Annotated in this window: 17 protein-coding genes and 3 pseudogenes; 6 read left to right on the top strand and 14 right to left on the bottom strand. The window is 71.5% G+C overall.

All coding sequences use genetic code 11. The annotated features are described in order from the left end of the window. Positions 1 to 46: 46 nt before the first annotated feature. Positions 47 to 577 (top strand): hypothetical protein, encoded by a 531-nt coding sequence (locus ACFO3J_RS14620; protein WP_386429813.1) that lies wholly within the window; start codon positions 47 to 49, stop codon positions 575 to 577. A gap of 65 nt (positions 578 to 642) precedes the next feature. On the opposite strand, the gene ACFO3J_RS14615 is transcribed toward ACFO3J_RS14620, so the two are convergent. Then, the gene (locus tag ACFO3J_RS14615) at positions 643 to 999 is read right to left on the bottom strand and encodes a DUF192 domain-containing protein (RefSeq protein WP_386429812.1); all 357 of its coding nucleotides are present in this window, start codon (positions 997 to 999) and stop codon (positions 643 to 645) included. A gap of 80 nt (positions 1000 to 1079) precedes the next feature. Here ACFO3J_RS14615 and ACFO3J_RS14610 point away from each other — a divergent pair, with 80 nt between their 5' ends. Further along, a complete protein-coding gene (locus tag ACFO3J_RS14610) occupies positions 1080 to 1793 on the top strand; it encodes a prepilin peptidase (RefSeq protein WP_386429811.1) in 714 nt (237 codons plus the stop codon). A gap of 210 nt (positions 1794 to 2003) precedes the next feature. On the opposite strand, the pseudogene ACFO3J_RS14605 reads toward ACFO3J_RS14610, so the two are convergent. Further along, positions 2004 to 3211 (bottom strand): annotated as a pseudogene (locus ACFO3J_RS14605) (IS30 family transposase). A 148-nt stretch (positions 3212 to 3359) separates the two neighbouring features. Beyond that, complete coding sequence (mgrA, locus tag ACFO3J_RS14600) at positions 3360 to 4403, bottom strand: L-glyceraldehyde 3-phosphate reductase (protein ID WP_386429810.1); 1044 nt, start codon at positions 4401 to 4403, stop codon at positions 3360 to 3362. 262 nt (positions 4404 to 4665) lie between these two features. Between mgrA and ACFO3J_RS14595 the strand changes: the two genes are divergently transcribed. The 4 genes from ACFO3J_RS14595 (at position 4666) to ACFO3J_RS14580 (ending at position 10018) form a co-directional block, all read left to right on the top strand. Continuing rightward, positions 4666 to 5427 carry an isoprenyl transferase gene (locus tag ACFO3J_RS14595; RefSeq protein WP_386429809.1) on the top strand — a complete coding sequence of 254 codons (762 nt, stop codon included), beginning with the start codon at positions 4666 to 4668 and terminating at the stop codon, positions 5425 to 5427. A gap of 243 nt (positions 5428 to 5670) precedes the next feature. Then, positions 5671 to 6990, top strand: coding sequence for a PhoH family protein (locus ACFO3J_RS14590; RefSeq protein WP_386429808.1), 1320 nt, complete (start codon positions 5671 to 5673; stop codon positions 6988 to 6990). A 463-nt stretch (positions 6991 to 7453) separates the two neighbouring features. Next, complete coding sequence (locus ACFO3J_RS14585) at positions 7454 to 8134, top strand: aggregation-promoting factor C-terminal-like domain-containing protein (protein WP_386429807.1); 681 nt, start codon at positions 7454 to 7456, stop codon at positions 8132 to 8134. A gap of 186 nt (positions 8135 to 8320) precedes the next feature. Further along, on the top strand, positions 8321 to 10018 hold the full coding sequence (locus tag ACFO3J_RS14580; protein ID WP_386429806.1) for an AI-2E family transporter: 1698 nt from the start codon (positions 8321 to 8323) through the stop codon (positions 10016 to 10018). A 79-nt stretch (positions 10019 to 10097) separates the two neighbouring features. Here the strand turns inward: ACFO3J_RS14580 and ACFO3J_RS14575 are convergent, their stop codons facing one another. The 11 genes and pseudogenes from ACFO3J_RS14575 to ACFO3J_RS14525 all read right to left on the bottom strand — a co-directional run bounded on the left by ACFO3J_RS14575 (position 10098) and on the right by ACFO3J_RS14525 (position 22636). Continuing rightward, positions 10098 to 12536 (bottom strand): FtsX-like permease family protein, encoded by a 2439-nt coding sequence (locus tag ACFO3J_RS14575; RefSeq protein WP_386429805.1) that lies wholly within the window; start codon positions 12534 to 12536, stop codon positions 10098 to 10100. Next, on the bottom strand, positions 12533 to 13222 hold the full coding sequence (locus ACFO3J_RS14570) for an ABC transporter ATP-binding protein (protein WP_386429804.1): 690 nt from the start codon (positions 13220 to 13222) through the stop codon (positions 12533 to 12535). Before ACFO3J_RS14570 ends, ACFO3J_RS14575 begins: the two co-directional genes overlap by 4 nt. Continuing rightward, entirely contained in the window at positions 13219 to 13743 is a 525-nt protein-coding gene (locus tag ACFO3J_RS14565; RefSeq protein ID WP_386429803.1) for a PadR family transcriptional regulator, read from the bottom strand. Before ACFO3J_RS14565 ends, ACFO3J_RS14570 begins: the two co-directional genes overlap by 4 nt. Before the next feature lie 224 nt (positions 13744 to 13967). Continuing rightward, on the bottom strand, positions 13968 to 15425 hold the full coding sequence (locus ACFO3J_RS14560; RefSeq protein WP_386429802.1) for a catalase: 1458 nt from the start codon (positions 15423 to 15425) through the stop codon (positions 13968 to 13970). 236 nt (positions 15426 to 15661) lie between these two features. Then, entirely contained in the window at positions 15662 to 17815 is a 2154-nt protein-coding gene (locus tag ACFO3J_RS14555; RefSeq protein ID WP_386429801.1) for an ATP-binding SpoIIE family protein phosphatase, read from the bottom strand. Between the two features lie 67 nt (positions 17816 to 17882). Further along, positions 17883 to 18644: a class I SAM-dependent DNA methyltransferase gene (locus tag ACFO3J_RS14550; RefSeq protein ID WP_386429800.1), complete on the bottom strand. Its 762-nt coding sequence runs from the start codon at positions 18642 to 18644 to the stop codon at positions 17883 to 17885. A gap of 273 nt (positions 18645 to 18917) precedes the next feature. Further along, positions 18918 to 19595, bottom strand: a complete 678-nt coding sequence (gene fomD / locus ACFO3J_RS14545; RefSeq protein WP_386429799.1) for a cytidylyl-2-hydroxypropylphosphonate hydrolase — start codon at positions 19593 to 19595, stop codon at positions 18918 to 18920. Between the two features lie 23 nt (positions 19596 to 19618). Next, entirely contained in the window at positions 19619 to 21004 is a 1386-nt protein-coding gene (locus tag ACFO3J_RS14540) for a class II fumarate hydratase (protein WP_386429798.1), read from the bottom strand. A 487-nt stretch (positions 21005 to 21491) separates the two neighbouring features. Next, a complete protein-coding gene (locus ACFO3J_RS14535) occupies positions 21492 to 21971 on the bottom strand; it encodes a DUF5753 domain-containing protein (RefSeq protein ID WP_386429797.1) in 480 nt (159 codons plus the stop codon). Next, positions 21896 to 22450: pseudogene (locus ACFO3J_RS14530) on the bottom strand (DUF6879 family protein). The gene ACFO3J_RS14535 and the pseudogene ACFO3J_RS14530 overlap by 76 nt, the downstream one beginning before the upstream one ends. Then, a pseudogene (locus ACFO3J_RS14525) lies at positions 22434 to 22636 on the bottom strand (hypothetical protein). The pseudogenes ACFO3J_RS14530 and ACFO3J_RS14525 overlap by 17 nt, the downstream one beginning before the upstream one ends. Positions 22637 to 22712 lie beyond the last annotated feature (76 nt).

Below are 22712 nucleotides of genomic sequence, written 5' to 3'. Positions count from 1 at the left end.
GCGAGCCGGCCCGTTTTTCTTTGCCCGAGCGTCGTAGATTGCCCGCATGCGGAACGCAAGGGTGCTCGGCGGGGCATCGGCGCCGGTCACAGTGATCGCGATGGTCGTAGCGGGCGCGGCGGGCGCGATGGCCGCCGTCGCGGGCTGCTCGGTCGGAGCGGGCTCGCCGGACGGCTGGCGGTATCTCCGGGCCGCACAGATCGCGGTCGCGCACCCCAAGAGCTGGCAGGAGACCGGTGAAGGGGCCGTGCTGCGCGACGCGTGGGGCCGTACGGACGCGGTTCTCGCCGTGCTGCCGGCGGATCGCGGGTCCGGCTCACTGGCCGGCGTCGAAGCCGTCCCGGCCGGTGCCCGCAAGGACGCCCTCACCCTCGACGGCCACCCGGCGCAGGTCTTCAACTACGTCCGTCCGGCGCCCGACGGCCGCCCCGCCGCTTATGTGGACGTACGCGTCACCGGCCGTGACGGTCGCCCGCTGCTGGTCCGCGCCTGGTCAGTCGACGGCACCAGCCACGACGCGACGCTGCTGCCCGAGATCGTCAACAGCATCGAGTTCACCACCGGGCGACTTCCGTAAGCCCGGCGCCCGGCCGGCGAAGCGCGATCACTCCGCTTCCGTCACCGCTTCCGCCACCGCCTCCGTCACGCCTCCGCCATCGCCTCCAGCACCGCCCCCCTGCGCACCCCCCAGCCCGCCATCGCGCCCGCCTCCGCCTCCAGGACATGGCGGGCCCGCAGCCGGGGGCGGCCGACGCGGCCCGGCGGCATCGTACGGACCGCCAGCACGCGCAGCCGCCGGTCCAGGTAGGCCACGTCGATGGCGAACCGCATCCGTACCGTGTGCACGCTGGCCGCCGGGGTGAGCAGCAGCGCGCCCTCGATACCGTCCGCCCCCAGCAGTCCACGGGTCCGGGCCCGGTAGGAGGCCGCGATCCGCAGCGGCACCTGCGCGCCCGGGGTCCGCAGCGTGCCGTTCCCGTCCCGCCAGCGCCGGCGCATGAAACCCTCCCACCTGGGGTCCGCCGGGAAAGGCGGCCGAGGCCCCTCTGACGGCCCGCGTCCGCGTGTACGGTCGGCCGGTGCATGTCTATCCGATCGTGCTCGCCGCCGTCTGGGGAATAGCCGGCGGCCTGCTGGCACCGAGGGCCGCGTACCGGCTCGCCGTGCCCGCCGACACGCCGTGGGCCGCCGCCTGCCCGTCCGGACATCCGGTGCGCGGCTGGCTCGGCCCGGCGCGCTGCCGCACACCGCACTGCCCGAGCGGCAGCTACGGCCTGGGGTACGGCGCGGCGATCGGCTGCGGGGCGGTGTGCGGGTGGCTGGCGCTGGCCACCGGGGCGCATCCGGAACTGGTGGTGTGGCTGCTGCTGGTGCCGGTCGGACTGGTGCTGGCCCGGGTCGATCTGATGGTCTTCCGGCTGCCCGACGTCCTGACGCTGCCCGCGCTGGGCGGCGCGGTGGCGCTGCTGGGGGTGGCTTCGCTGCTGCCGTCCCACCAGGGGTCGTGGCTTCGGGCGCTGTGCGCGGCGGCGGCGGTCGGCGCGGTCTACCTCGTCCTGTTCTTCGTCAACCCGGCCGGCATGGGCTTCGGCGACGTCAAACTCGCCCCCACGCTCGGCCTCGTCCTCGGCTGGTACGGCTGGCCGACCGTCTTCACCGGTACGTTCGCCGGCTTCGCGCTGGGCGCCCTGACCGGACTCGTCCTCATCGCGCTGCGCCGCGCCAACCGCAAGACCCCGATCCCCTTCGGCCCCTTCATGCTGCTGGGCGCCCTCGCGGGCGTCCTGTTCTGACCTGGGCCCCTGCGGGGTGCCCTTCGCGCGTCACCGGAGCCGCCCGGGGTGCCCCCTGCGCTGGTCACCGGCCTGCTGCCCGGTGCTGGGCTGGTCGCGCAGTTCCCCGCGCCCCTGGGTGGTTGCCGCCACCCGCGAGGGTGCGCCCCGAAGGGGCGCGGGGAACTGCGGGTGGTTTCTAGTGGTGGTTGCAACACGTGGTTGGGCTGGTCATGTGTTGAGGAGGTTGTGCAGGCGTTGGGCTGGGGTGTTCCAGTCGAGGGTTTTGCGGGGTCGTGCGTTGAGCTGGGCGGCGACGGAGGCGAGGTGTTCGGGGGTGTGGACGGACAGGTCGGTGCCTTTGGGGAAGTACTGGCGGAGCAGTCCGTTGGTGTTCTCGTTGGAGCCGCGTTGCCATGGGCTGGCGGGGTCGCAGAAGTAGACGGGGATGTCGGTGGCGGTGGTGAACGCTTTGTGGGCGGCCATTTCGCTGCCCTGGTCCCAGGTCAGGGACCGTTTCAGGTGGGTGGGCAGTGTGGTGACGGTGGTGACCAGGGCGTCGCGGACGGCTTCGGCGGTGCGGGAGTGCGGCAGGTGGACGAGCAGGACGTAGCGGGTGGCGCGTTCGACGAGGGTGCCGATCTGGGAGGCGCCGTCCCTGCCGATGATCAGGTCGCCTTCCCAGTGGCCGGGCACGGCCCGGTCGTCGGCTTCGGCGGGGCGCTGGCTGATCATGACCATGGGGTCGGTGAACCGGGGCCGGCGCTGGCGGGCCCGGCGGTGGGATTTGCGGTGGGCGCGTCCGGTGCGCAGGGCGGTGGCCAGTTCGCGGCGCAGTTCGCCGCGGCCTTGGACGTAGAGGGCCTGGTAGACCGTTTCGTGGACCACGTGCATCTCCGGGCGGGCGGGGAAGTGTTCCCGCAGAGCCTGGCAGATCTGCTGGGGGCTCCACCGCGCGGTGAGCCGGTCCTGGATGAAGGTGCGCAGGCCGGGGTGGGTGGCGATCTTCCCGGGCCGGGGGCGGGGGCGGCGTGCGTCGGCGCGGGCCTGGGCGGCGAACGGGCGGTAGCGGGCTGCTGGTTGCGGCGGATCTCGCGGCTGACCGTGGACGGGCTGCGGCCCAGCTCGGCCGCGATAGCCCGCAGCGAAGCCTTCTCACGGAGCCGGTCGGCGATGTGGACCCGTTCGGCCTCGCACAGGTACCGGCCCGTCCGGGACGGCTCGGGCGCGGTGCGCATCGGCGGCATCGCGGTGCGCTGGGTACCGGTGGGCCTGCGCCCGTTGCGCCACTTCTGGCCGGTACGCCGGTCCACCCCGACGATCCGGCACGCCTCGGTGTTGCTGTAGCCCTCTCGCATGAGCCGGGAGTATGCCGCCCGCTCCCGGCTCAGCTTCCGCCGGCCCTGCGGCCGCCGATCCGCACGGATCTCGAAGAACATCGCATCCCCTGAACTCGGGCGTTGCAACGACTCCTAGAAACCACCGCGCGCCGAGCCGATCACCGGCGGGTGGTCCGGGAACCGGCAGGGCGGGGCACCCCCTGCGGCCCCCCGCCGGGGCCCCCGCTCCCCCCCGCCCCCAAAGGCCTCAGCCCGCGCTGCTCACCGACCAGAGATTGACCCCCGCCGGCTCCACCGCGTGCTCGTCGATCGCGGCGAGCTCCTCCGGGGTCAGCGGCGCCGCGCCGACCGCCGCCACGTTCGCCTCCAGCTGGGCGACCGAGGACGCGCCGATGAGGGCGGAGGTGACCCGCGGGTCGCGCAGCACCCAGCTCAGCGCGAGCTGGGCCAGGGACTGACCCCGGCCGGCCGCGATGTCGTTGAGGGCGCGCAGCCGGGCGATGGTCTCGTCGTTGACCAGCGCCGGGTTGAGGGACTTGCCCTGGGCGGCCCGGGAGCCCTCGGGGATGCCGCCGAGGTAGCGGTCGGTCAGCAGGCCCTGGGCGAGCGGCACGAAGCCTATGCAGCCCATGCCCTCCTCCTCCAGGACGTCCAGCAGGCCCTCGTCCTCGATCCAGCGGTTGATCATCGAGTACGACGGCTGGTGGATCAGCGCCGGCACACCCAGCTCGCGCAGGATGCGGGCCGCCTCGCGGGTGCGGTCCGGGCCGTAGGAGGAGATGCCGACGTAGAGGGCCTTGCCCTGCCGCACCGCGGACGCCAGCGCGCCCATCGTCTCTTCCAGCGGGGTGTCCGGGTCGAAGCGGTGCGAGTAGAAGATGTCGACGTAGTCCAGGCCCATGCGGGACAGCGACTGGTCGAGCGACGCCAGCAGGTACTTGCGGGAGCCCCACTCGCCGTACGGGCCGGGCCACATGTCGTAGCCCGCCTTGGAGGAGATCACCAGCTCGTCGCGGTAGGGCCGGAAGTCCTGGGCGAACAGGGTGCCGAAGTTGGCCTCGGCGGCGCCGTAGGGCGGGCCGTAGTTGTTGGCCAGGTCGAAGTGCGTGATGCCCAGGTCGAAGGCGCGGCGCAGGATCGCGCGCTGGGAGTCCAGCGTGCGGTCGTCGCCGAAGTTGTGCCAGAGGCCGAGCGACACGGCCGGGAGCTTGAGCCCGCTGCGGCCGGTCCTGCGGTACTCCATCGAGTCGTAGCGCTCGTCGGAGGCGCGGTAGAGGTTTCTGATATCCACGGGCCTTGCTTATCACGAGCGGTTGAACCGCTTACTATCCGCTGCCGCCTCGCCTGCGCCTCCCCTCCGCCCCACCTCCGTCTCGGCCGCGCCGCGTCCTCCGCAGGTCATCCGGGCCCCGCCGGCCGCTGCCTCGCGCCCGTCGGCCCGTCACCCCACCCGCCCCTCCGACACCGCACGCCGCCGACCCGGTTCGTCCGTACGGCACTTCGCGCAGTAGTGTGGCCGCCGGGCGTCGAAGTGCAGGAGGGGCTGGTACGCGATGAAATTGCGCGACCTGGTGTACGGGCTGTACTCCCGCCGAGTGGAACGCCGGCTCGACGTTTCGCAGGGCCCCAAGCACATCGGTGTGATCCTGGACGGCAATCGCCGCTGGGCCAAGGCGGCCGGCGGTACCACCGAGCAGGGGCACCGGGCCGGGGCCGACAAGATCGCCGAGATGCTGGGCTGGTGCGAGGAGACCGGTGTCGAGGTGGTCACCCTGTGGCTGCTGTCCACCGACAATCTGGACCGGCCGGCCGAGGAACTCGTCCCGCTGCTGGGCATCATCGAGGACGCCGTCACCGATCTGGCCGCCAACGGCCGCTGGCGGGTCCACCACGTCGGCACCATGGACCTGCTGCCCGCGCACACCCAGTCCGTGCTGAAGGAGGCCGAGCAGGCCACCTACGGCACCACGGGCATCCTGGTGAACGTGGCGGTGGGCTACGGCGGCCGCCAGGAGATCGCCGACGCCGTAAGGTCGCTGCTGCACGAGCACGCCGGGCGCGGCACCACCATCGAGAACCTCGCCGAGATCCTCGATGTCGAACACATCGCCGAGCACCTCTACACCCGCGGCCAGCCCGATCCCGATCTGGTGATCCGCACCTCGGGCGAGCAGCGGCTGTCCGGCTTCATGCTCTGGCAGAGCGCTCATTCGGAGTACTACTTCTGCGAGGTCTTCTGGCCCGCGTTTCGCAAGGTGGACTTCCTGCGGGCCCTGCGGGACTACGCGGCCCGGCACCGGCGTTACGGAGCGTAGCCGCCCACAGTCGGTCAGCAACGGACAAAAAGGGCTAGTGGGTAGCCTGCCAGCGGCGTTACGGTTGCTCTGGAGTTCGCCGAAGTACGGATGAGCGGCCGGTGACCGGTCGATGACCGTCGGACGACTGTCATATGCATTCGCATGGGCGTGGGCTTTCCAGGGCATATCACTGGCAGACCGGCATCCGGACTTTGGCTGTCGGACCGCAGACTCACCTCTCCCGAGGGGGTTCGTCCACACGTGGTGACCAGCAAGAATCGCCGTGTTCACGACCGGCGCACGTACGTACTCGACACCAGCGTGCTGCTTGCCGACCCCAACGCCCTCACCCGATTCGACGAGCACGAAGTCGTGCTCCCGATCGTCGTGGTGACGGAGCTGGAGGCAAAGCGCCACCACCCGGAGCTCGGTTACTTCGCCCGGCAGGCCCTGCGCCTGCTCGACGAGTTCCGGATCCGGTACGGCCGACTCGACGCACCGATCCCGATCGGTGACATCGGCGGCACGCTCCGTGTCGAGCTCAACCACTCGGACCCCGGGGTACTCCCCGCGGGGTTCCGGCTCGGTGACAACGACTCGCGCATCCTGGCGGTCGCCCGCAATCTGCAGGCCGAGGGGTACGACGTCACCGTCGTCTCCAAGGACCTGCCGCTGCGGGTGAAAGCGTCCTCGGTCGGCCTGCTGGCCGAGGAGTACCGGGCTGAGCTGGCGATCACCTCGGGCTGGACCGGAATGGAGGAGTTGCTGGTCTCGGCCGAGGACGTGGACGCGCTCTTCGCGCAGGAAACCATCGCGCTGCCCGAGGCGGCCGATCTTCCGGTGCACACCGGGCTGGTGCTGCAGTCCGACCGCGGCAAGGCGCTGGGGCGGGTCACCGCCGAGGGCCGGGTCCGGTTGGTGCGCGGCGACCGGGAGGCGTTCGGCATCCACGGCCGCAGCGCGGAGCAGCGCATCGCGCTGGATCTGCTGCTGGACCCGGAGGTCGGCATCGTCTCGATGGGCGGCCGGGCCGGCACCGGCAAGTCCGCGCTGGCGCTGTGCGCCGGTCTGGAGGCCGTCCTGGAGCGCCGCCAGCACCGCAAGGTGATGGTGTTCCGGCCGCTGTACGCGGTCGGCGGCCAGGAGCTCGGCTATCTGCCGGGCAGCGAGGCCGAGAAGATGAGCCCCTGGGCGCAGGCGGTGTTCGACACACTGTCGGCGGTCACCAGCAAGGAGGTCATCGAGGAGGTCGTGGCCCGCGGCATGCTCGAGGTACTGCCGCTCACCCACATCCGGGGGCGCTCACTGCACGACGCCTTCGTGATCGTGGACGAGGCGCAGTCGCTGGAGCGCAATGTGCTGCTGACCGTGCTGTCCCGGATAGGGGCGGGCTCGCGGGTGGTGCTCACCCACGACGTCGCCCAGCGCGACAACCTCCGAGTGGGCCGGTACGACGGCGTGGTGGCGGTGGTGGAGAAGCTGAAGGGCCATCCGCTGTTCGCCCATGTGACGCTCAACCGTTCCGAGCGGTCCGCGATCGCGGCGCTCGTCACCGAGATGCTGGAGGACGGCGGAGCGTGACCGGGTGACAGCCGGATCGATCCGGGTGTGATCGTTTTGTACGATGCCCCGATTTGGCCATGAATACAGTGAGTTGAAGCTGCTGCGCCCTCCCCGGAGGGCGCAGCAGCTTAGCGTTTCCCGGCGACGAGCGACAGCAATTACCTCCGTTCGCAGCGTGTGAAGTTTGCCACTCAACCGGAAATTGCCGCGCGGCGTCTGCGTACGGCAGGGTGTGAGGCTGTCAGGCCCCGCTTATGGCACTCCTACACCCCTCGGGGGGTAGGACCAGCAGAACCAAACAAATCCACAACGCTCGCCATGAGCCGCCCGAGCACCACGCGGACCCCGCAAGGGACTTCGCACCGGGCCAGTACCCCCGTGACCGACCGGCCCGTACGGCGGACCGGACCCAAGGGGACAGCGCCAGGGGCACGATTGCGTCCGTGCGGTCACCAAGCGGACGCTGCCGGAAGGAAACCGTGTGAGCCGGATCTCGGTCCGGGGGCTCGCGGTGGCATCCGCCACCGCCGTCACCACTGTGGGCGCCGTCGTGGGCGTCGCGTCAGGCGCCGAACAGGGCAGCACCACCGAGCCCGTCGAAGCAGCCGGGACGACGACCCTCCTTGCTGACATCCCCGATGGGCAGCAAGTACAACAGGCTTCGTTGACCGAGCAGATCCAGGCTCAGTCCGACGCCGCCGACGCGACGGCGAGGCAGTACGCCGAGCAGGCGGCCCGCGTACAGGCGGCCAAGGACGCGTCCGCCAAGAAGAAGGCCGCGGACAAGGCGGAGAAGCTCGCCAAGGAGAAGGCGGAGGCGGCGGCCGACCAGGGCGACGCCAGCGCGTCCTTCCCGGTCAAGGCGTCCTACTCGGTCGCCGCGGTCCAGGCGATGGCCAGGACGATCGTGGGCAGCGGCCAGTACGCGTGCTTCTCCAACATCGTCTCCCGCGAGAGCGGTTGGGACTACACCGCCACCAACGCGTCCTCCGGTGCCTACGGCCTGGTGCAGTCCAACCCGGGCTCGAAGATGGCCTCGGTCGCCTCCGACTGGCGGACCAATCCGGCCACGCAGATAAGGTGGGGCCTGAACTACATGAACAGCCGCTACGGAAGCCCGTGCGGCGCTTGGGAGTTCTGGCAGGGCCACAGCTACTACTAGGCCCCCATGACCGAGTCGTTTCGGCACCGCACCGGTTCCCCGGCGCGGTGCCGTCTCTCGTTCCGGGCCGGGCCCGACTCCCCCTGAGCTGAGCAACCCTGATGGCGGGTAACGTCGTCTCCCACAGGAGCGTCACAGTCGGCCGGCGGTGTCGGGGGACAGCCGGAGGGGTCAGGGGGAAGCGGGATGCCGGACAAGCGCCACTGGAGTTCCGCGCTCGCCGCCGGACTGGCCGGGCTGGCCGGCCGGATCGAGGACCGGTACGCGGCGGTCTCCGCCCGTGACGCGGGACATCAGTCCGGCGGCTCCGCCGGCGACGCGGTCTCCGCCCCGGCCGACACCACACGTGCGGACGGCGTCCTGGACCCCGCGGACATCGCGGAAGAGCCTTCCGAGCCCTCGGAGATACCCGCGGAGGCGGCGATACCCGCGGCGGCGGTGCTGTCCGGCACCGCCGCCACCGCCCCGGCCGACCCGCGGCGCTCCGGCGGGACCGGCCGGACCGGCGCGACGGCCAGGGCCGCCGGAGCCGCTGGAGCCGGGCCGGGAGCCGCTCCCGCGCCCCGGGCCGTCCGCACCCCGCCGGACCCGGTGTCCGTGGTGCCGTGGAGCATGCGGGTCGCCGCCGAGGTCGGCTGGCGGCTGCTGGTGCTCGCCGGCACCGTATGGGTGCTGATGCGGGTGATCGGCGCGGTCCAGCTGGTCGTACTCGCCTTCACCGCCGCCCTGTTGATCACCGCGCTGCTGCAGCCCTTCGTGGCCCGGCTGAAGCGGATGGGCGTGCCGCGCGGGCTGGCCACCGCGCTGGTGTTCATCGGCGGCTTCATCGTGATGGGCCTGGTCGGCTGGTTCGTGGTCTGGCAGGTGATGGCCAATATCGACAACCTCTCGCACAGCCTCCAGGACGGTGTCGCGGAGGGAAAGAAGTGGCTGCTCAACAGCCCCTTCCATGTCACCGACACCCAGATCAACCAGCTCGCCAAGAACCTCAGCGACGCCATCGGCTCCAACACCCAGGCGCTCACCGACGCCGGACTCCAAGGCGTCACCGTCATCGTCGAGTTGCTGACCGGCATGCTGCTGGCGATGTTCAGCACCCTGTTCCTGCTCTACGACGGCCCCAACATCTGGAAGTGGGTGCTGCGGCTCTTCCCCGAGCCCGCCCGCGACGGACTGGCCGGGGCCGGCCCGCGCGCCTGGCACACCCTCACGCTGTATGTGCGCGGCACCGTGCTCGTCGCGCTGATCGACGCCCTGTTCATCGGTATCGGCATCTTCATCCTCGGGGTGCCGATGGCGATGCCGCTGGCCGTGCTCATCTTCCTGGCGTCCTTCGTGCCGCTGGTCGGCGCGGTGGCCTCCGGCGCCATCGCGGTGGTGGTCGCGCTGGTCACCGAGGGGCCGTTCACCGCGCTGATGGTCCTGGTGGTGGTGCTGGCCGTGCAGCAGATCGAGGGGCACATCCTCCAGCCGTTCATCCTGGGCCGCGCGGTACGGGTCCACCCGCTGGCCGTGGTGCTGTCGGTGGCGGCCGGCTCGCTGGTCGCGGGCATCGGCGGCGCGGTCTCGGCGGTGCCGCTGGTCGCGGTCGGCAATACCGTGGTCGGCTATCTGCGGTCCTACGCCCGGGAGGTCGCCGAGGCCCGCGACGCGGCGGAACAGCCGCCGGCCGCCCTGGCACCGGCCGCTGAGCCCCCGCCCCTGCCGCAGCCACTGGCCCAGCCCCTGCTCCAGCCCCCGCCGGAGCCCGCCGCCGACTCAGAACCGGGCGCCAACTCAGAACCGGGCGCCGCGCCCGCCTCCGACCCCGATCCGGCGGCGTCGGAGCCGCTGGACGACACCGGCTCCGGCGCGGGCGACGGCAGGCGCACACCGGTCCGCTGAGCGCCGGGCGGGGGCACGCGCCCCTCGCGCGCACCCCCGCCCACCGCTTCGCCCACCGCTGCACCCGCCGCTCAGCGCGTCATTCGGTGCGCAGCCCGTCCGGCCGCATCATCCGCCACAGCGGCGGCAGGCTGAGCAGCGTCACCGCGAACACCACCCCCGCGCCGATCGCCGACATCGCAGCGACACCGCCCCAGTCGGCCCGGAAGGGCTCGCCGACCATCGCCAGCAGCGCCGCGCCCAGTCCGATCCCGCCGACGCCGGCCAGCAGCAGGCCGAGCACCACCGGTATCGCGGTCTGCCACAGCACCGACCAGGCCAGCGCGGTCCGCCGGGTGCCGAAGGCCACCAGCACCGCCAGCAGCTTCCTGCGGTCCCGCAACTGCTCCAGCATCGTCACCAGCAGGCTCGCCCCGATCAGCGCCATGGTGAGCGTGGCGCCGGCGAACAGCCCCCGCCGCAGCTGGATGTAGCCGGATTTCTCGGTGACGTTCCTGATCATCGACACATACGCGTCCGGGCCGAACGTCGCCCCGGTGTTGCGCAGATACTCGATCGCGTCCGGCTGCTCCGGGTCGAGGCTCACCATGATCTCCGAGCCGGGCCGCCGAAGCAGCGAGACGTCCACCGCCTGCGGGGTCGCGAAGATCCCGTAGCTGGTGCTGCCGGTCGGGTCCACCCGGGCGGCGGCCCGGCGGGCGTCCTTCGGGATCGTCCACAACTCCGGTGTCCCGGTGTACTTCTCGTCCGGTGTGTTGAGGTCCACCCGCCCGCCGGGCGTGGCGTACTTCGCGAACGCCCCGCCGTCGTCGACGTCGGAACCGGGCGGCACGACGAAGGTGCTGCCGGGCCGGCACGAGGTGATGTCCGCCAGCTGCCGCAGCGTCGGGCAGTCGCCGACCTTCACCGGCAGATAGGCGAAGTCGGTCGTCCTCGCCGTACTCGCGTCGGGCTGGGTGGCCCCGGACTCGACGTACCCGTACACCTGCCGGACGCCCTTGGTCGCGGCGATCTGCCGCATGGCGGCCTGTGTCTGGCTGCCACTGGTGACGGGGACGTTGACCTGGGCCTGGGCCCGGGTCGAGTCGGCGCCGGTGCTGCTCCGGAAGTCGCCGCCGACCCCGCCGAACAGCATCTGCAGGGCGATCGCCCCGGCCACCGCGACGGTGACGCCGCTGACCATCCGGGCCGAGGCGCTGCTGTTCAACTGGAGCCTGCGGGTGGCCAACTGCCATGCGACGGGGCCGCCGCGCATCCGGCCCACGGTGACCTCCACCACCCACGGCAGCACCGCGGTGACGCCGACGAGCAGCATGACGGTGCCGAGGGCGACCTGGTACTGGTTGACGCTCGCGTCGCCCCTGACCGTGCCGAACAGCGGCGCCAGCAGCAGCAGTCCGACCGCCGGGATCAGCAGCCGCCACCACAGCCTGCGCCGCCGGCCCAGTCCCTGCCGGACCACGCTCAGCGGCTCGATCACGGTGCGGCGCAGGCTCAGCATGGTCACCGCGATCGCGGCCAACGGCACCGCGAGCACGATCACCAGCGTCAGCGGCGTGCTCGGCGTCATGTCCGACGGGAAGGCCGAGATACCCCTGATGGTGACCTTCGAGGCGAGCTGCCGCCCGAGCAGGAAGACCAGCGCGCCGAGCACCAGCCCGAACACCGCGCCGAACAGCGCCTCCCCGGCGGCGATCCGCCGGGTCATCCGGATGTCGGCGCCCACCAGCCGCAGCGCCGCCAGCCGCCGGTCCCGGCGCTCGCCGCCGAACCGTACCGCCGTGCCGACGAAGACGGCGACCGGCAGCAGCAGCACCACCAGGACCATCACCAGCAGCAGGTCCAGCACCGGGCCCATCGGCTCGGAGGCGCGCTGGTACCCGAAGCCGCTGACCCGCTCGGCGTTGCCGGTGGTGTAGTCGGCGTCCCGCGCGGTCAGTCGGTCGCTGCCGGCGTAGTAGTACAGCTCCGCGGGGCCCAGCAGGCCGGCCTTTCCGATGGTGCCGTCGACGGTGTACGGGAACCGCTCGCGCAGCAGCGGCGCGGACGCCAGCAGCTTCTTCAGCGCGGGGGAGACCAGCATGTGCCCGGCCGGCGGCAGTACGTCGACGCCCGGCGGACGTCCGGGCGCCGTGCCCTCGGGGTGCACCAGCACCCCGGTGATGTCCTTGTCGTGATAGGTCGTGCCGGCGTCGGCGATCAGCAGCGTATGGTCGGTCGGCTTCGCGATGTAGGTCATCGACGAGGTGTCCCGGGCGGCCTCCTTGCGGTCGCGGGTGGCCATCATGGCGGGGATGGCGGCGGCCAGCAGCAGCAGCGACACGCCGAGGCCGACGCCGGCCGCGGTCAGCAGCGTACGGGTCCAGCCCTCACGCCCGCCGCCCGCGGCGAAGCGGACGCCGAGCGCCAGGTCGCGTATCCAGGTGCGCGGTGAGGCGGACGGCTCGGGCTCGTGGCCGCGCGGCCCGCGGGGGCCGATCGCGTCGAAGCCGGCCAGGGGTCCGGGCGAGCCGCTCATGACATCCGCTCCATGTCGCGGGACTTGCCGTCCCGCACGACGACCTCCCGGTCGGAGTACGCGGCCACCCGCGCCTCGTGGGTGACCAGGACCACCGCAGCGCCGGTGTCGTGCGCCGCGTCGGTCAGCAGCCGCATCACGCGCTCGCCGTTCAGCGAGTCCAGCGCGCCGGTCGGTTCGTCGGCGAAGACCACCCGGGGCTGTCCGACCAGCGCCCTGGCCACCGCGACCCGCTGGCCCTGGCCGCCGGAGACCTCGCCGGGGCGCTTGTCCGCGATGTCCGCGACCTCCAGCCGCCCCAGCCAGCCGGCCGCCCGCTCCTCGGCCTCGCGCCGCCTGAGGCCGCCCAGCCGCAGCGGCATCGCCACGTTCTCCAGGCAGGTGAGCTCGGGCACCAGCTGGCCGAACTGGAAGACGAAGCCGAAGTCGGAGCGGCGCAGCGCGCTGCGCTCGCCGTCGGACATCGCCGTCAGGTCCCGGCCGCGGTAGCGGACCGCGCCGGAGTCCGCCCGGACGATGCCGGCCAGGCAGTGCAGCAGCGTGGACTTGCCGGACCCGGACGGGCCCATCACCGCCACCACCTCGCCGGCCCGGATGGTGAAGTCCGCGCCGTCCAGGGCCGGGGTGGGTCCGTAGACCTTGCGCAGGTCGGTGGCGACGAGCAGGGGTCCGTTGTCGGCGTTCACTTGGCCACCTCCGCGGCGAGCTGGTCGAGTCGGGCCGCGGTCAGCTCCAGCCACCGCAGGTCCGCCTCCAGATGGAACAGGGCGTGGTCGCAGATCAGCTGGTCCGCCAGGTCGCCGGTCTTCTTGCGCCGGGTCAGCTCGCGCATCAGCCGCAGGTGCTCGGCGCGCTGGGCGTCCAGCAGGTCCTCGGCGGGGCGGCCGGTCAGCAGGGCCAGGACGACCTTGGTGTAGAGGGTCGTCTGCAGATACGGCTCGGGCTTCTCCGGCTGGGCGAGCCAGGTCTCCACATCGGTCACCCCGGCGTCGGTGATGGCGTAGCGCTTGCGCTCGGGACCACCGCCCGGTTCTATCCCGTCGACCTCCACCAGGCCGTGTTTGAGCAGCCTGGCCATCGTCGAGTACACCTGCCCGTACGCGAGGGGCCGGTCGTGTCCGAAGCGTTCGTCGAAGGCGCGCTTGAGGTCGTAACCATGGCGCGGCCCGGACTCCAGAAGTCCGAGCAGGGTGTGGCCGATTGACATGCGGAGCACACTACACCATGGGTATACATCGCGTGTATACCCATGGTGAATAAGGCTGGGGACCGACATCCGTGCTGGTGGGAGCGGTGTGCGCCGTTCCCGGCAGGCCGACGCGACGCGATGCAGCCCCGGAGCACGGGATGTGATCACATGTTCCGGGGCTGCGCTTTCGGGTGGACCGGCTGCCCGTACCGCCGGGTGTCAGGTGCCGGGCGCCGGGGTGGTCAGGCCCGCTTCACGGACTCCGCGATACGGTCGCCGACCTGCTGGTCGATGTTGCGCCAGTAGGTCAGCGCCCGCTCCATCACCGGTCCGCTGACGCCCTGGCTCAGATGGCCGGCCACATTGGAGACCAGCCGGCTGCGCGCCGCGTCGTCCATGACCTCGCGGACCATCGTCCCCGGCTGCCCGAAGTCGTCGTCCTCGGCGTGCGCCGTGTAGGCCTCCCGGACCATGTCCCCCGCGGACCGCCAGCCGGCCATCTCGCCGTACGCCTGCGGGGACGCCGCCGGACCGCCGTACGAGTTGGGGGCGTAGGGCGCGCCCACCCGGTTCGGCTCGAACCGCATCGGGCCGTCCTTGGCGTAGGAGTGCACCGGCACATGCGGGCGGTTGGGCGGCAGCTGCGCGTAGTTCGGGCCGATCCGGTACCGGTGGGTGTCCGGGTACGAGAACAGCCGGCCGAGCAGCATCTTGTCCGGCGACGGGGCGATGCCCGGCACCATGTTGGACGGCTCGAACGCGGCCTGCTCGATGTGGACGAAGTAGTCCTCCGGGTTGGTGTCCAGCGTCATCCGGCCGACCTCGATCAGCGGGTAGTCGCTGTGCGGCCACACCTTCGTCAGGTCGAAGGGGTTGAACCGGTAGCCGGCCGCGTCCCCGAACGGCATCACCTGGACGTACAGCGTCCACGACGGGAAGTCGCCGTGGTCGATGGCCTCCCACAGGTCCTGCCGGTGGGCGTCGGCGTTCTGCCCCGCCAGCTCGTCGGCCTCGGACTGGGTGAGGAAGTCGATGCCCTGGTCGGTCTTGAAGTGGTACTTGATCCAGAACTGCTCACCGGAGCCGTTGATCCACATGTACGTGTGCGAGCCGTAGCCGTTCATGTTGCGGTACGTCTTGGGGATGCCCCGGTCGCCCATCAGCCAGGTGACCTGGTGGGCCGACTCCGGCGACAGCGTCCAGAAGTCCCACTGCATGTCGTTGTCCCGCAGCCCGTTGTCCGGGCGGCGCTTCTGACTGCGGATGAAGTCCTGGAACTTGATGGTGTCCCGGACGAAGAACACCGGGGTGTTGTTGCCGACCAGGTCGTAGTTGCCGTGCTCGGTGTAGAACTTCAGCGCGAACCCGCGCGGGTCGCGCCAGGTGTCCGGGCTGCCCTGCTCACCGGCGACGGTGGAGAAGCGGGCCAGCATCTTCGTGCTCCGGCCGGGCTGGAACAGGTCGGCCTTGGTGAACTGGCTGATGTCGTTGGTCACCTCGAACCGGCCGTACGCCCCGCTGCCCTTGGCGTGCACCACCCGCTCGGGCACCCGTTCCCGGTTGAACTGGGCCATCTTCTCGATCAGGTAGTGGTCCTGAAGCAGGATCGGCCCGTCGGGGCCGACCGTCAGCGAGTGCTCGTCGCTCTCCACCGGGATACCGGCGTTGTTGGTGGTGCGCTGGACGTTCGTTGTGGTCATCAGGGATGTCCTCCCGTCCGGTGCCCGTCCACGGACACCGCGGATCGCGTCGCGTCACGTGGCTGCTACCCACACTCCCACCGAATGTGCGGGTCAGCACGTTAGGCGACGGTCCGACTACGTTCCGTGTCGGTCGGGTGGAGGGCGCCCCCCCGCTGACCTGACGCCGGACGGCGTCCCCCGTCAGGGCACCGAACCGTCCGGCGTCATAGGGGGCCCGGCGGGGCACCCTCGGACTAGAGGGGCAGTTCGAACCAGACGACCTTGCCGGCGCCGAGGCGGGTGGCGCCCCAGCGTTTGGCGAGGCGGTTGACCAGGTAGAGGCCGCGGCCGCCTTCCTCCTCCGGGGCGGCGTGGCGCATCCGGGGGAGGAGCGGGGCGTCGTCGCCGACCTCGCAGCGCAGGACGTCGGTGCGCAGCAGCCGCAGGGTGATGGGCCGTTCGGCGTAGCGCACCGCGTTGGTGACGATCTCGCTGACCAGGAGTTCGGCCGCGTCCAGCTGGTCGTCCAGGTCCCAGCGGCGCAGCGCCTGGCGTACCAGCCGGCGGGCCCGGCCCGCGGTCTGCGCCTGGGGGTCGAGGAACCAGTAAGCGACGTCGCTCGGCGAGATCCCGTCGAAGCGGGCGGCCAGCAGCGCGATGTCGTCGTCCCGGTCGCCGGGCCCGAGGATCTCCAGCACCTCGTCGCACAGCGGCTCCAGCGGCGGAGGGGAGACCACGCTGGCGGCGTCGCGCAACCGCTCCCGGAGCAGCTCGATGCCGCCCCAGACGTCCCGGCTGCGGGACTCCACCAGGCCGTCGGTGTAGAGCAGCAGCGTCGCCCCGGCCGGGGCAGGCAGCTCCACCGCCTCGAACGGCACACCGCCGACGCCGATCGGCGCGCCCGGCGGGACCCGCAGCACTTCGGCGTGGCCGTCGGCGTGCAGCAGTACGGGTGGCGGATGGCCCGCGTTGGCGACCACCAGCCGGTGCGCGATCGGGTCGTAGACGGCGTACACGCAGGTGGCCATCCGGTCCTGGCCGAGCCGCTGGGCCTGCTCGTCCAGGTGGTAGAGCACCTCCTGCGGCGCCAGGTCCAGACCGGCCAGCGTCTGCACGGTCGTCCGCAGCTGGCCCATGATGGCCGCCGAGGTCATGGAATGGCCCATCACATCGCCGACCACCAGCGCCACCCGGCTGCCCGGCAGCGGGATCGCGTCGTACCAGTCGCCGCCGACCCGCGCCGACTCGGCGGCCGGCAGATATCTGCTGGCCAGTTGCACACCCGTGGGCTGCGGCAGCGAATCGGGCAGCATCTCGCGCTGGAGCGCGTCGGCGATGTACGCCTCGCGCCCGTAGAGCACCGCCTTGTCCACCCCGAGCGCGGTGTGGGTGGCGAGCTGGGCGGCCACCAGCAGGTCGTCGGCCTCGAAGGGTGGCCGGTCGGAGCGGCGCAGCAGCACCGCGGCGCCGATCACCCGGCGCCGGCCGCGCAGCGGGGCCAGCAGCGCGCGGCGGCCGGTCGGCAGCGGGCTCTCCGGGTGGCCCAGCAGCTCGGACAGCGCGTCGGCGGCCCGCATCGACTCGGCGAACACCGGGCGCACCCCGCGCAGCACTTCGGCCAGCGGGCCGTCCAGCAGCACACTGATGGGCTCCGAGCCGTAGGCCGGCTCCAGCGCTGGCAGCACCGGTACGGCGCCCACCGGGGCGTCGTCCTCGGACGGCCCGTCCAGCCCGCCGTCCGCGCGGCGCAGCCGCAGCCGCAGCGGGCCCGAGGGGCGCTCGTCGCCGACCGGCAGCGGATCGCGCAGATAGACCATGATCGCGTCGGCGAAGGCCGGCACCGCCGAGCGGCACAGGCCCAGCAGGATCTCGTCCAGGTCGAGACCGCGGGCGATCCGCCGGGTGGCGGCCCCGACGTAGCGCAGCCGGTCGGCCTCCGGCCCGCTCTGCATGGGCATCGGGATCCGCATGCCCACCGAGTCGTCTTCGCCCGGATGCCCGGCCGCCTCCAGCGGGCCGCCCCGCGGCGGTGTGCTCAGATACGCGCCCAACGTCTCACTCCCGTCCGTCGCAGCCGGCGCCCAGCCACCGCCGTGCGCCGGGATCGGCGGCAGCGGCGGCCGTTCGGCACGCGGCCCGCTGTACGGTACGGGGTCCGCGCTGCCGGCCGCGCCCTCGGGGTCGGCTCCGAGGCGCGGTTCGCCCGGCGCGACCTCCGGCTCGCGGGGATCGGCGCCGCGGTCATGGGCGTCCCAGGGGCCCGCCGGACCGGTGGGGAACGGCGGGTGCGCGAGCGCCGGGACATCGGCGAGCGAGTAGGGGCCGGCCCCCGGCAGGGGGCCGTACGGGTCCGCGGCGATCCCCGGAAGGGGGTCCGCTGCGGTCGGGCGGGGCGGGTCCGTGGTCACGCGAGTCGTTCCATCCGTCGGTGCGCCGCCGCGGGCCGGCGTGCGGCGGGGCTCGGGCCTGGTCAGGTCAGGCGCGTCGGCAGTAGAGGAAGATCTGCTCTTCCGGCGGCACGTCGATGCTCGCCGGCGCGTACGCGTACGAATCCTCCTTGATCACCTCGAAGCCCGCGTCCGTCACGATCTGCCGCAGTTCGTCCCGTAGATAACCCGATACCCGGATCGTGTTACCGAGGAACGGGATCGGCACATCGTCCACATCCGCTTCGACCATCGACAGGGCGAGCAGCCCGCCGGGCGCCAGCCGGTCGTGGATCGCCCGCAGTGTGGTGGGGATCTCCGAGCGGGGCAGCATCAGCAGGGCGAAGAAGGCGGTCGCCGCGGCGAAGGTCCCCGGGGCGGCCGGATCGGTGAGGTCGGTGGGATCGGGGAGGCCAGCGGCTTCGGTGAGGTCGGCCAAGTCGGTGAGGCCGGCGAGGTCTGCCAGGTCGGCGATGTCCGCCTGGACGAAGCCGCCCTCCGGCACGTTCGCCCGGGCCCGGGCCAGCATGCCCGGCGACAGGTCCACGCCGGTCACCCGCAGCCCCGCGTCGGTGAGCTGGCGGGCGGTCGGCAGCCCCGTACCGCAGCCGAGGTCCAGCACGCGGGAGCCCGCCGGCAGGGAGGCGGCGAGCCAGTCGCCGGCCGCGAGTTGGCCCTCCTTGTGCGGGAAGGCCTCGTCGTAGTGGTCGCCGATCGCGTCGAACGCCTCGGCCTGGCCGCTACGGTCCCGCCGCGGGCGCTCGGCGTCGGCCGTCCCGACGGCTGCCTGGTCGTAATTGCCGGTTCCCACTGCTCAGGGCCTCCCTGGCCGTCCGCGCGATCTGGCTGGTGTGGTGGGGCATGTGGCGATGCGATGAAGCTGCGGCATATGCCGTCGGCGTGCGCGGATCACGCACCCATGACGTGGCGTCAAACTCTAGGCCGCGGTTGGCAATTGTGCAGTCCTCCGGACCACGATCCTACGGTCGAAGGTCAGGGTCGCAACAAGGGGATCAGTGGTATCGGCTCGGGCCGACCCGGACGCGGGGGCCGTCCGGGACCCGTCCGCGAGTCGGTCGCCGGGTCAGTCCGCGGGCCGGTCCCAGTCCGCCGGGAGGGCCGGCACCGGCCAGGCCGGATCGGGCCGCCAGTCCTGCCAGCGGTCGCGGAAGGGCGGGCCCCAGGACCGGATCAGCCGCACCGCCCGCTGCCCCGCCTGCCGTACCCGGTCCGCCAGCTCCGCCGACATCAGACCGTCGGCCTGCGCCTGGGCGAACTCGTCCTCGTCGCGCCAGTGCCACTCGCGGTCGGGCTGCACCGAGATGTCCAGAAAGTGATCCTCCGAGTCCACCCCGCCCGACCAGCGGCGCAGCGGTTCCTCCAGATTCACGTACCAGCTGCGGAACCGCCAGCCCTCCTCCCAGAACAGCCACACCGACCACGGCTCACCCGGACGGGCCAGTTTCAGCACCCCGGAGCCCCACCACTGGTCCAGCACCGCCACCCGCGGCTTGCGGTAGCGGGTGGCCAGCGGTTCCCGGTGCACCGGTGTCCCGTCGGCCAGCTGCGGCTTCACACACGGTGTCCCGGGCGCCATCCAGGCCGCGAGCAGCTCCGCGTCGTCGCGCACGACGGTGACCGGCCGACAGATGTGCACGTCTTCGGTGCCGTTGCCGCGGTAGCGCCACAGCACCTGATCGCCGGGGGCCCAGAAGTGCCGCTGCGGTCCGTTCCTGAACGTGGTGTCGACGTCGGCTGTCATGAACAGAGCTTACGGACCAGCCGTTACGGATGGGTCATACGCAGCACGTCCAGCGCTTCGTCGAGTTGCGTTTCGGTCAGCTGTCCGCGTTCCACGTAACCGCCCTCGATGACCACCTCGCGGATCGTCTTGCGCTCGGCCAGCGATTTCTTGGCCACCTTCGCGGCTTCCTCGTAGCCGATGTAGCGATTCAGCGGGGTGACCACGGACGGCGAGGACTCCGCGTACTCGCGGGCCCGCTCGACATGGGCGGTGATTCCGTCGACCGTACGGTCGGCGAGCAACCGGGTGACGTTCGCCAGCAGCCGCACCGACTCCAGGATGTTGCGGCCGATCACCGGAAGCATCACGTTCAGCTCGAAATTGCCGGCCGCGCCGGCCGTGGCGATCGCCGCGTCATTGCCGGTGACCTGCGCGGCCACCATCAGCACCGCCTCGGGGATCACCGGATTCACCTTGCCCGGCATGATGCTCGACCCGGGCTGGAGGTCCGGCAGGCTGATCTCGGACAGACCGGTACGCGGCCCGGACGCCATCCAGCGCAGATCGTTGGCGATCTTCGTCAGGCCCACCGCGATCGTCCGCAGCTGCCCGGAGGTCTCCACGATGCCGTCCCGGGCGCCCTGCGCCTCGAAGTGGTTGCGCGCCTCGGTCAGCGGCAGCCCGGTCGTCTCCGCCACCTCGGCGATCACCGCGGCCGGGAACCCGGGCGGCGTATTGATCCCGGTGCCCACCGCGGTCCCGCCCAGCGGCAGCTCGGCCAGCCGCGGCAGCGAGGCCGTCAACCGCTCGATCCCGTACCGGACCTGGGCCGCGTACCCGCCGAACTCCTGGCCGAGCGTCACCGGCGTGGCGTCCATCAGATGCGTCCGCCCGGCCTTGACGACCGCGCCGAACTCCGTCTCCTTCGCCGCCAGCGCCTCGGCCAGCCGGCTCAGCGCCGGGATCAGGTCCCGGGTTACCGCGGCGGTCGCCGCGATGTGGATGGACGAGGGGAACACGTCGTTCGACGACTGCGAGGCGTTCACCTGGTCGTTCGGATGCACCGCGCGTCCGAGGCGCTCGCCGGCCAGCGTGGCGATCACCTCGTTCGCATTCATGTTCGAAGAGGTGCCGGAGCCGGTCTGGAACACGTCGATCGGGAAGTGCTCGTCCCACTTCCCCTCGGCCACCTCGGCCGCGGCCTCCTGAATCGCCCCGGCCACCTCCTTGTCCAGCACCCCGAGCGACGCGTTCACCTTCGCCGCCGCCGCCTTGATCCGCGCCAGCGCCTCGATGTGCGCACGCGAGATCCGCTGCCCGGAGATCGGGAAGTTCTCCACCGCCCGCTGCGTCTGCGCCCCCCACTTGGCCTCGCGCGGCACCCGCACCTCGCCCATGGAGTCATGCTCGATCCGATACTCGTCCATACCTTTTACAGTGCCCCGCCCGCCCCCCTTTGTTCCCACCTGCCACACCGCCGGCGTCGAGCCCTCGGGGGACGGCGTGCGGTGGTCGGTCGTCCCCGGGGATCCCACCCCCAGGTCAGCGGGCCGGAACGGGCGTGGCCGAGCTGTCCGGCCACACGTGCTGGCCGGTGGCGTCGACCGTGAGGCCGAAGCGCTCAACTCCCGGACCGTCATCCGCTGGGCTCGCACCTTCATGAACTCCACCAGGCGGGTGAACCGCCCGGATGCCCTTCCGTCCGCGACGACAAGGCGGACCACCGCGTGACATCCAGGTCCCCCAGCATTTCGGCGGCCCCTCCGGCGGCGTCCACGGAGTTCCCGGGCGGCCGTCTCCCTCTTAGCCGCCGCCACTGCTGGCAATCACTGGTGCGACATCCATCATTCAGCTCCTCCGCCCGATTCCGTACGTGCGTCTCCTCTCCACAGTAGGGGCGCGGGAGAAGCACCTCTATCCGGTTTCCTGTTCGCGCAAGAATTCGTCCCGGATACCTTCGAGCATGGCACGCATGTCGTCACCGGCCAGCGCGGCGGAGGCGAATCCTTCGAACTCGCGGATGTAGAGGGCGATGTCGCGAGGGTCTGTTACGACGACTTCCGCGTGAACGGTCTCGACCGTGACAGTCCGATCGTCGCGGATCACGAACGCATCGTTGGCTATGTCCTGTTGCCGTGCGGACAGAGGGGTCACTCGGATGTCTATCTGTGCCAGTCGGGACAGGGAGATGAGCCGATCCACTTGTTCCGCCATCCTCGCCGGTGAAACGACGCGCCAGCGGAGTACGGGCTCGGTGATGACGAAACGCAGCTCCTTGGCCGGATCGAAGAGGATCTGCTGGCGCTCCATGCGTGCGGTCACGGTGCGGGCGAGCACGTCTTCGCCAAGGTCGTGCCTGGAGAGGACCGCCCGGATGTACTCGGGCGTCTGCACTCCGCGCCGGCCAGCGCCGTGTCCCGGTAGGCGATGAATTCCGCCGCTCGATCGTCGGGCAGCGCGTCCCGTCCTGAGACTGCCCCCTGATTGTCGTAGCTCAGGACGAACGGCGTTCTGTCGTCGAAAACCCAGAAGTCGGGGACGCCCGGGAGGGGGTCCGGACGGTCGGTGGTGTCGAGGATGAAGAATTCCTCGCCGCCCGTTGCGTTCTTCTGGTATCCCCAGCCCAATTCGAAGCGCAGCTAGGGGGTCAGCGGCCGGGACAGCACGTGAACACGGTAAACACGCTTTCCTTTGCCCGTGTGGGACTGGAGTTCGGTGATCCACGCCTCGTTGTAGTCGGACGGCTGAGGCTCTCCGGCGAGAAACGCCTTGTATGCGCCCGTATTGCCCGACCCGCCGTAGTCGCTCAACGTCTCGAGCCGAAAAGCCTCACGCGCGAAAGTGTCGAACAGCTCGTCAAGGCTTCTGGACATGGATCCCCTTCCGCAGGAGGTCGAGTACGAGTTCGGCGGGGATCTCGACGACGGTCTCGTGCGCGGGGATCGTCAGACCATGGTCGCTGGGGTCTCACCCTGCACCAGCAGGGTCCCCCTGTCCGTCGCATAGATGGTCGGACAATCCTTGTAGTCACACACGCTCACCAGTTCGGTGACCCTCATGGGTTCTCTCCTCGGCCTGTTCCGGCATCTCCGCTCCCATGCTCGTGAGTGACTTCCTGTACGCGCAAGGTGAGCG

The organism is Streptomyces polygonati (assembly GCF_042650325.1).
Classification (GTDB): Bacteria; Actinomycetota; Actinomycetes; order Streptomycetales; family Streptomycetaceae; genus Actinacidiphila; species Actinacidiphila polygonati.
Note: the sequence above shows the minus strand (reverse complement) of the source record. Positions and strands in the feature narration are given on the sequence as shown.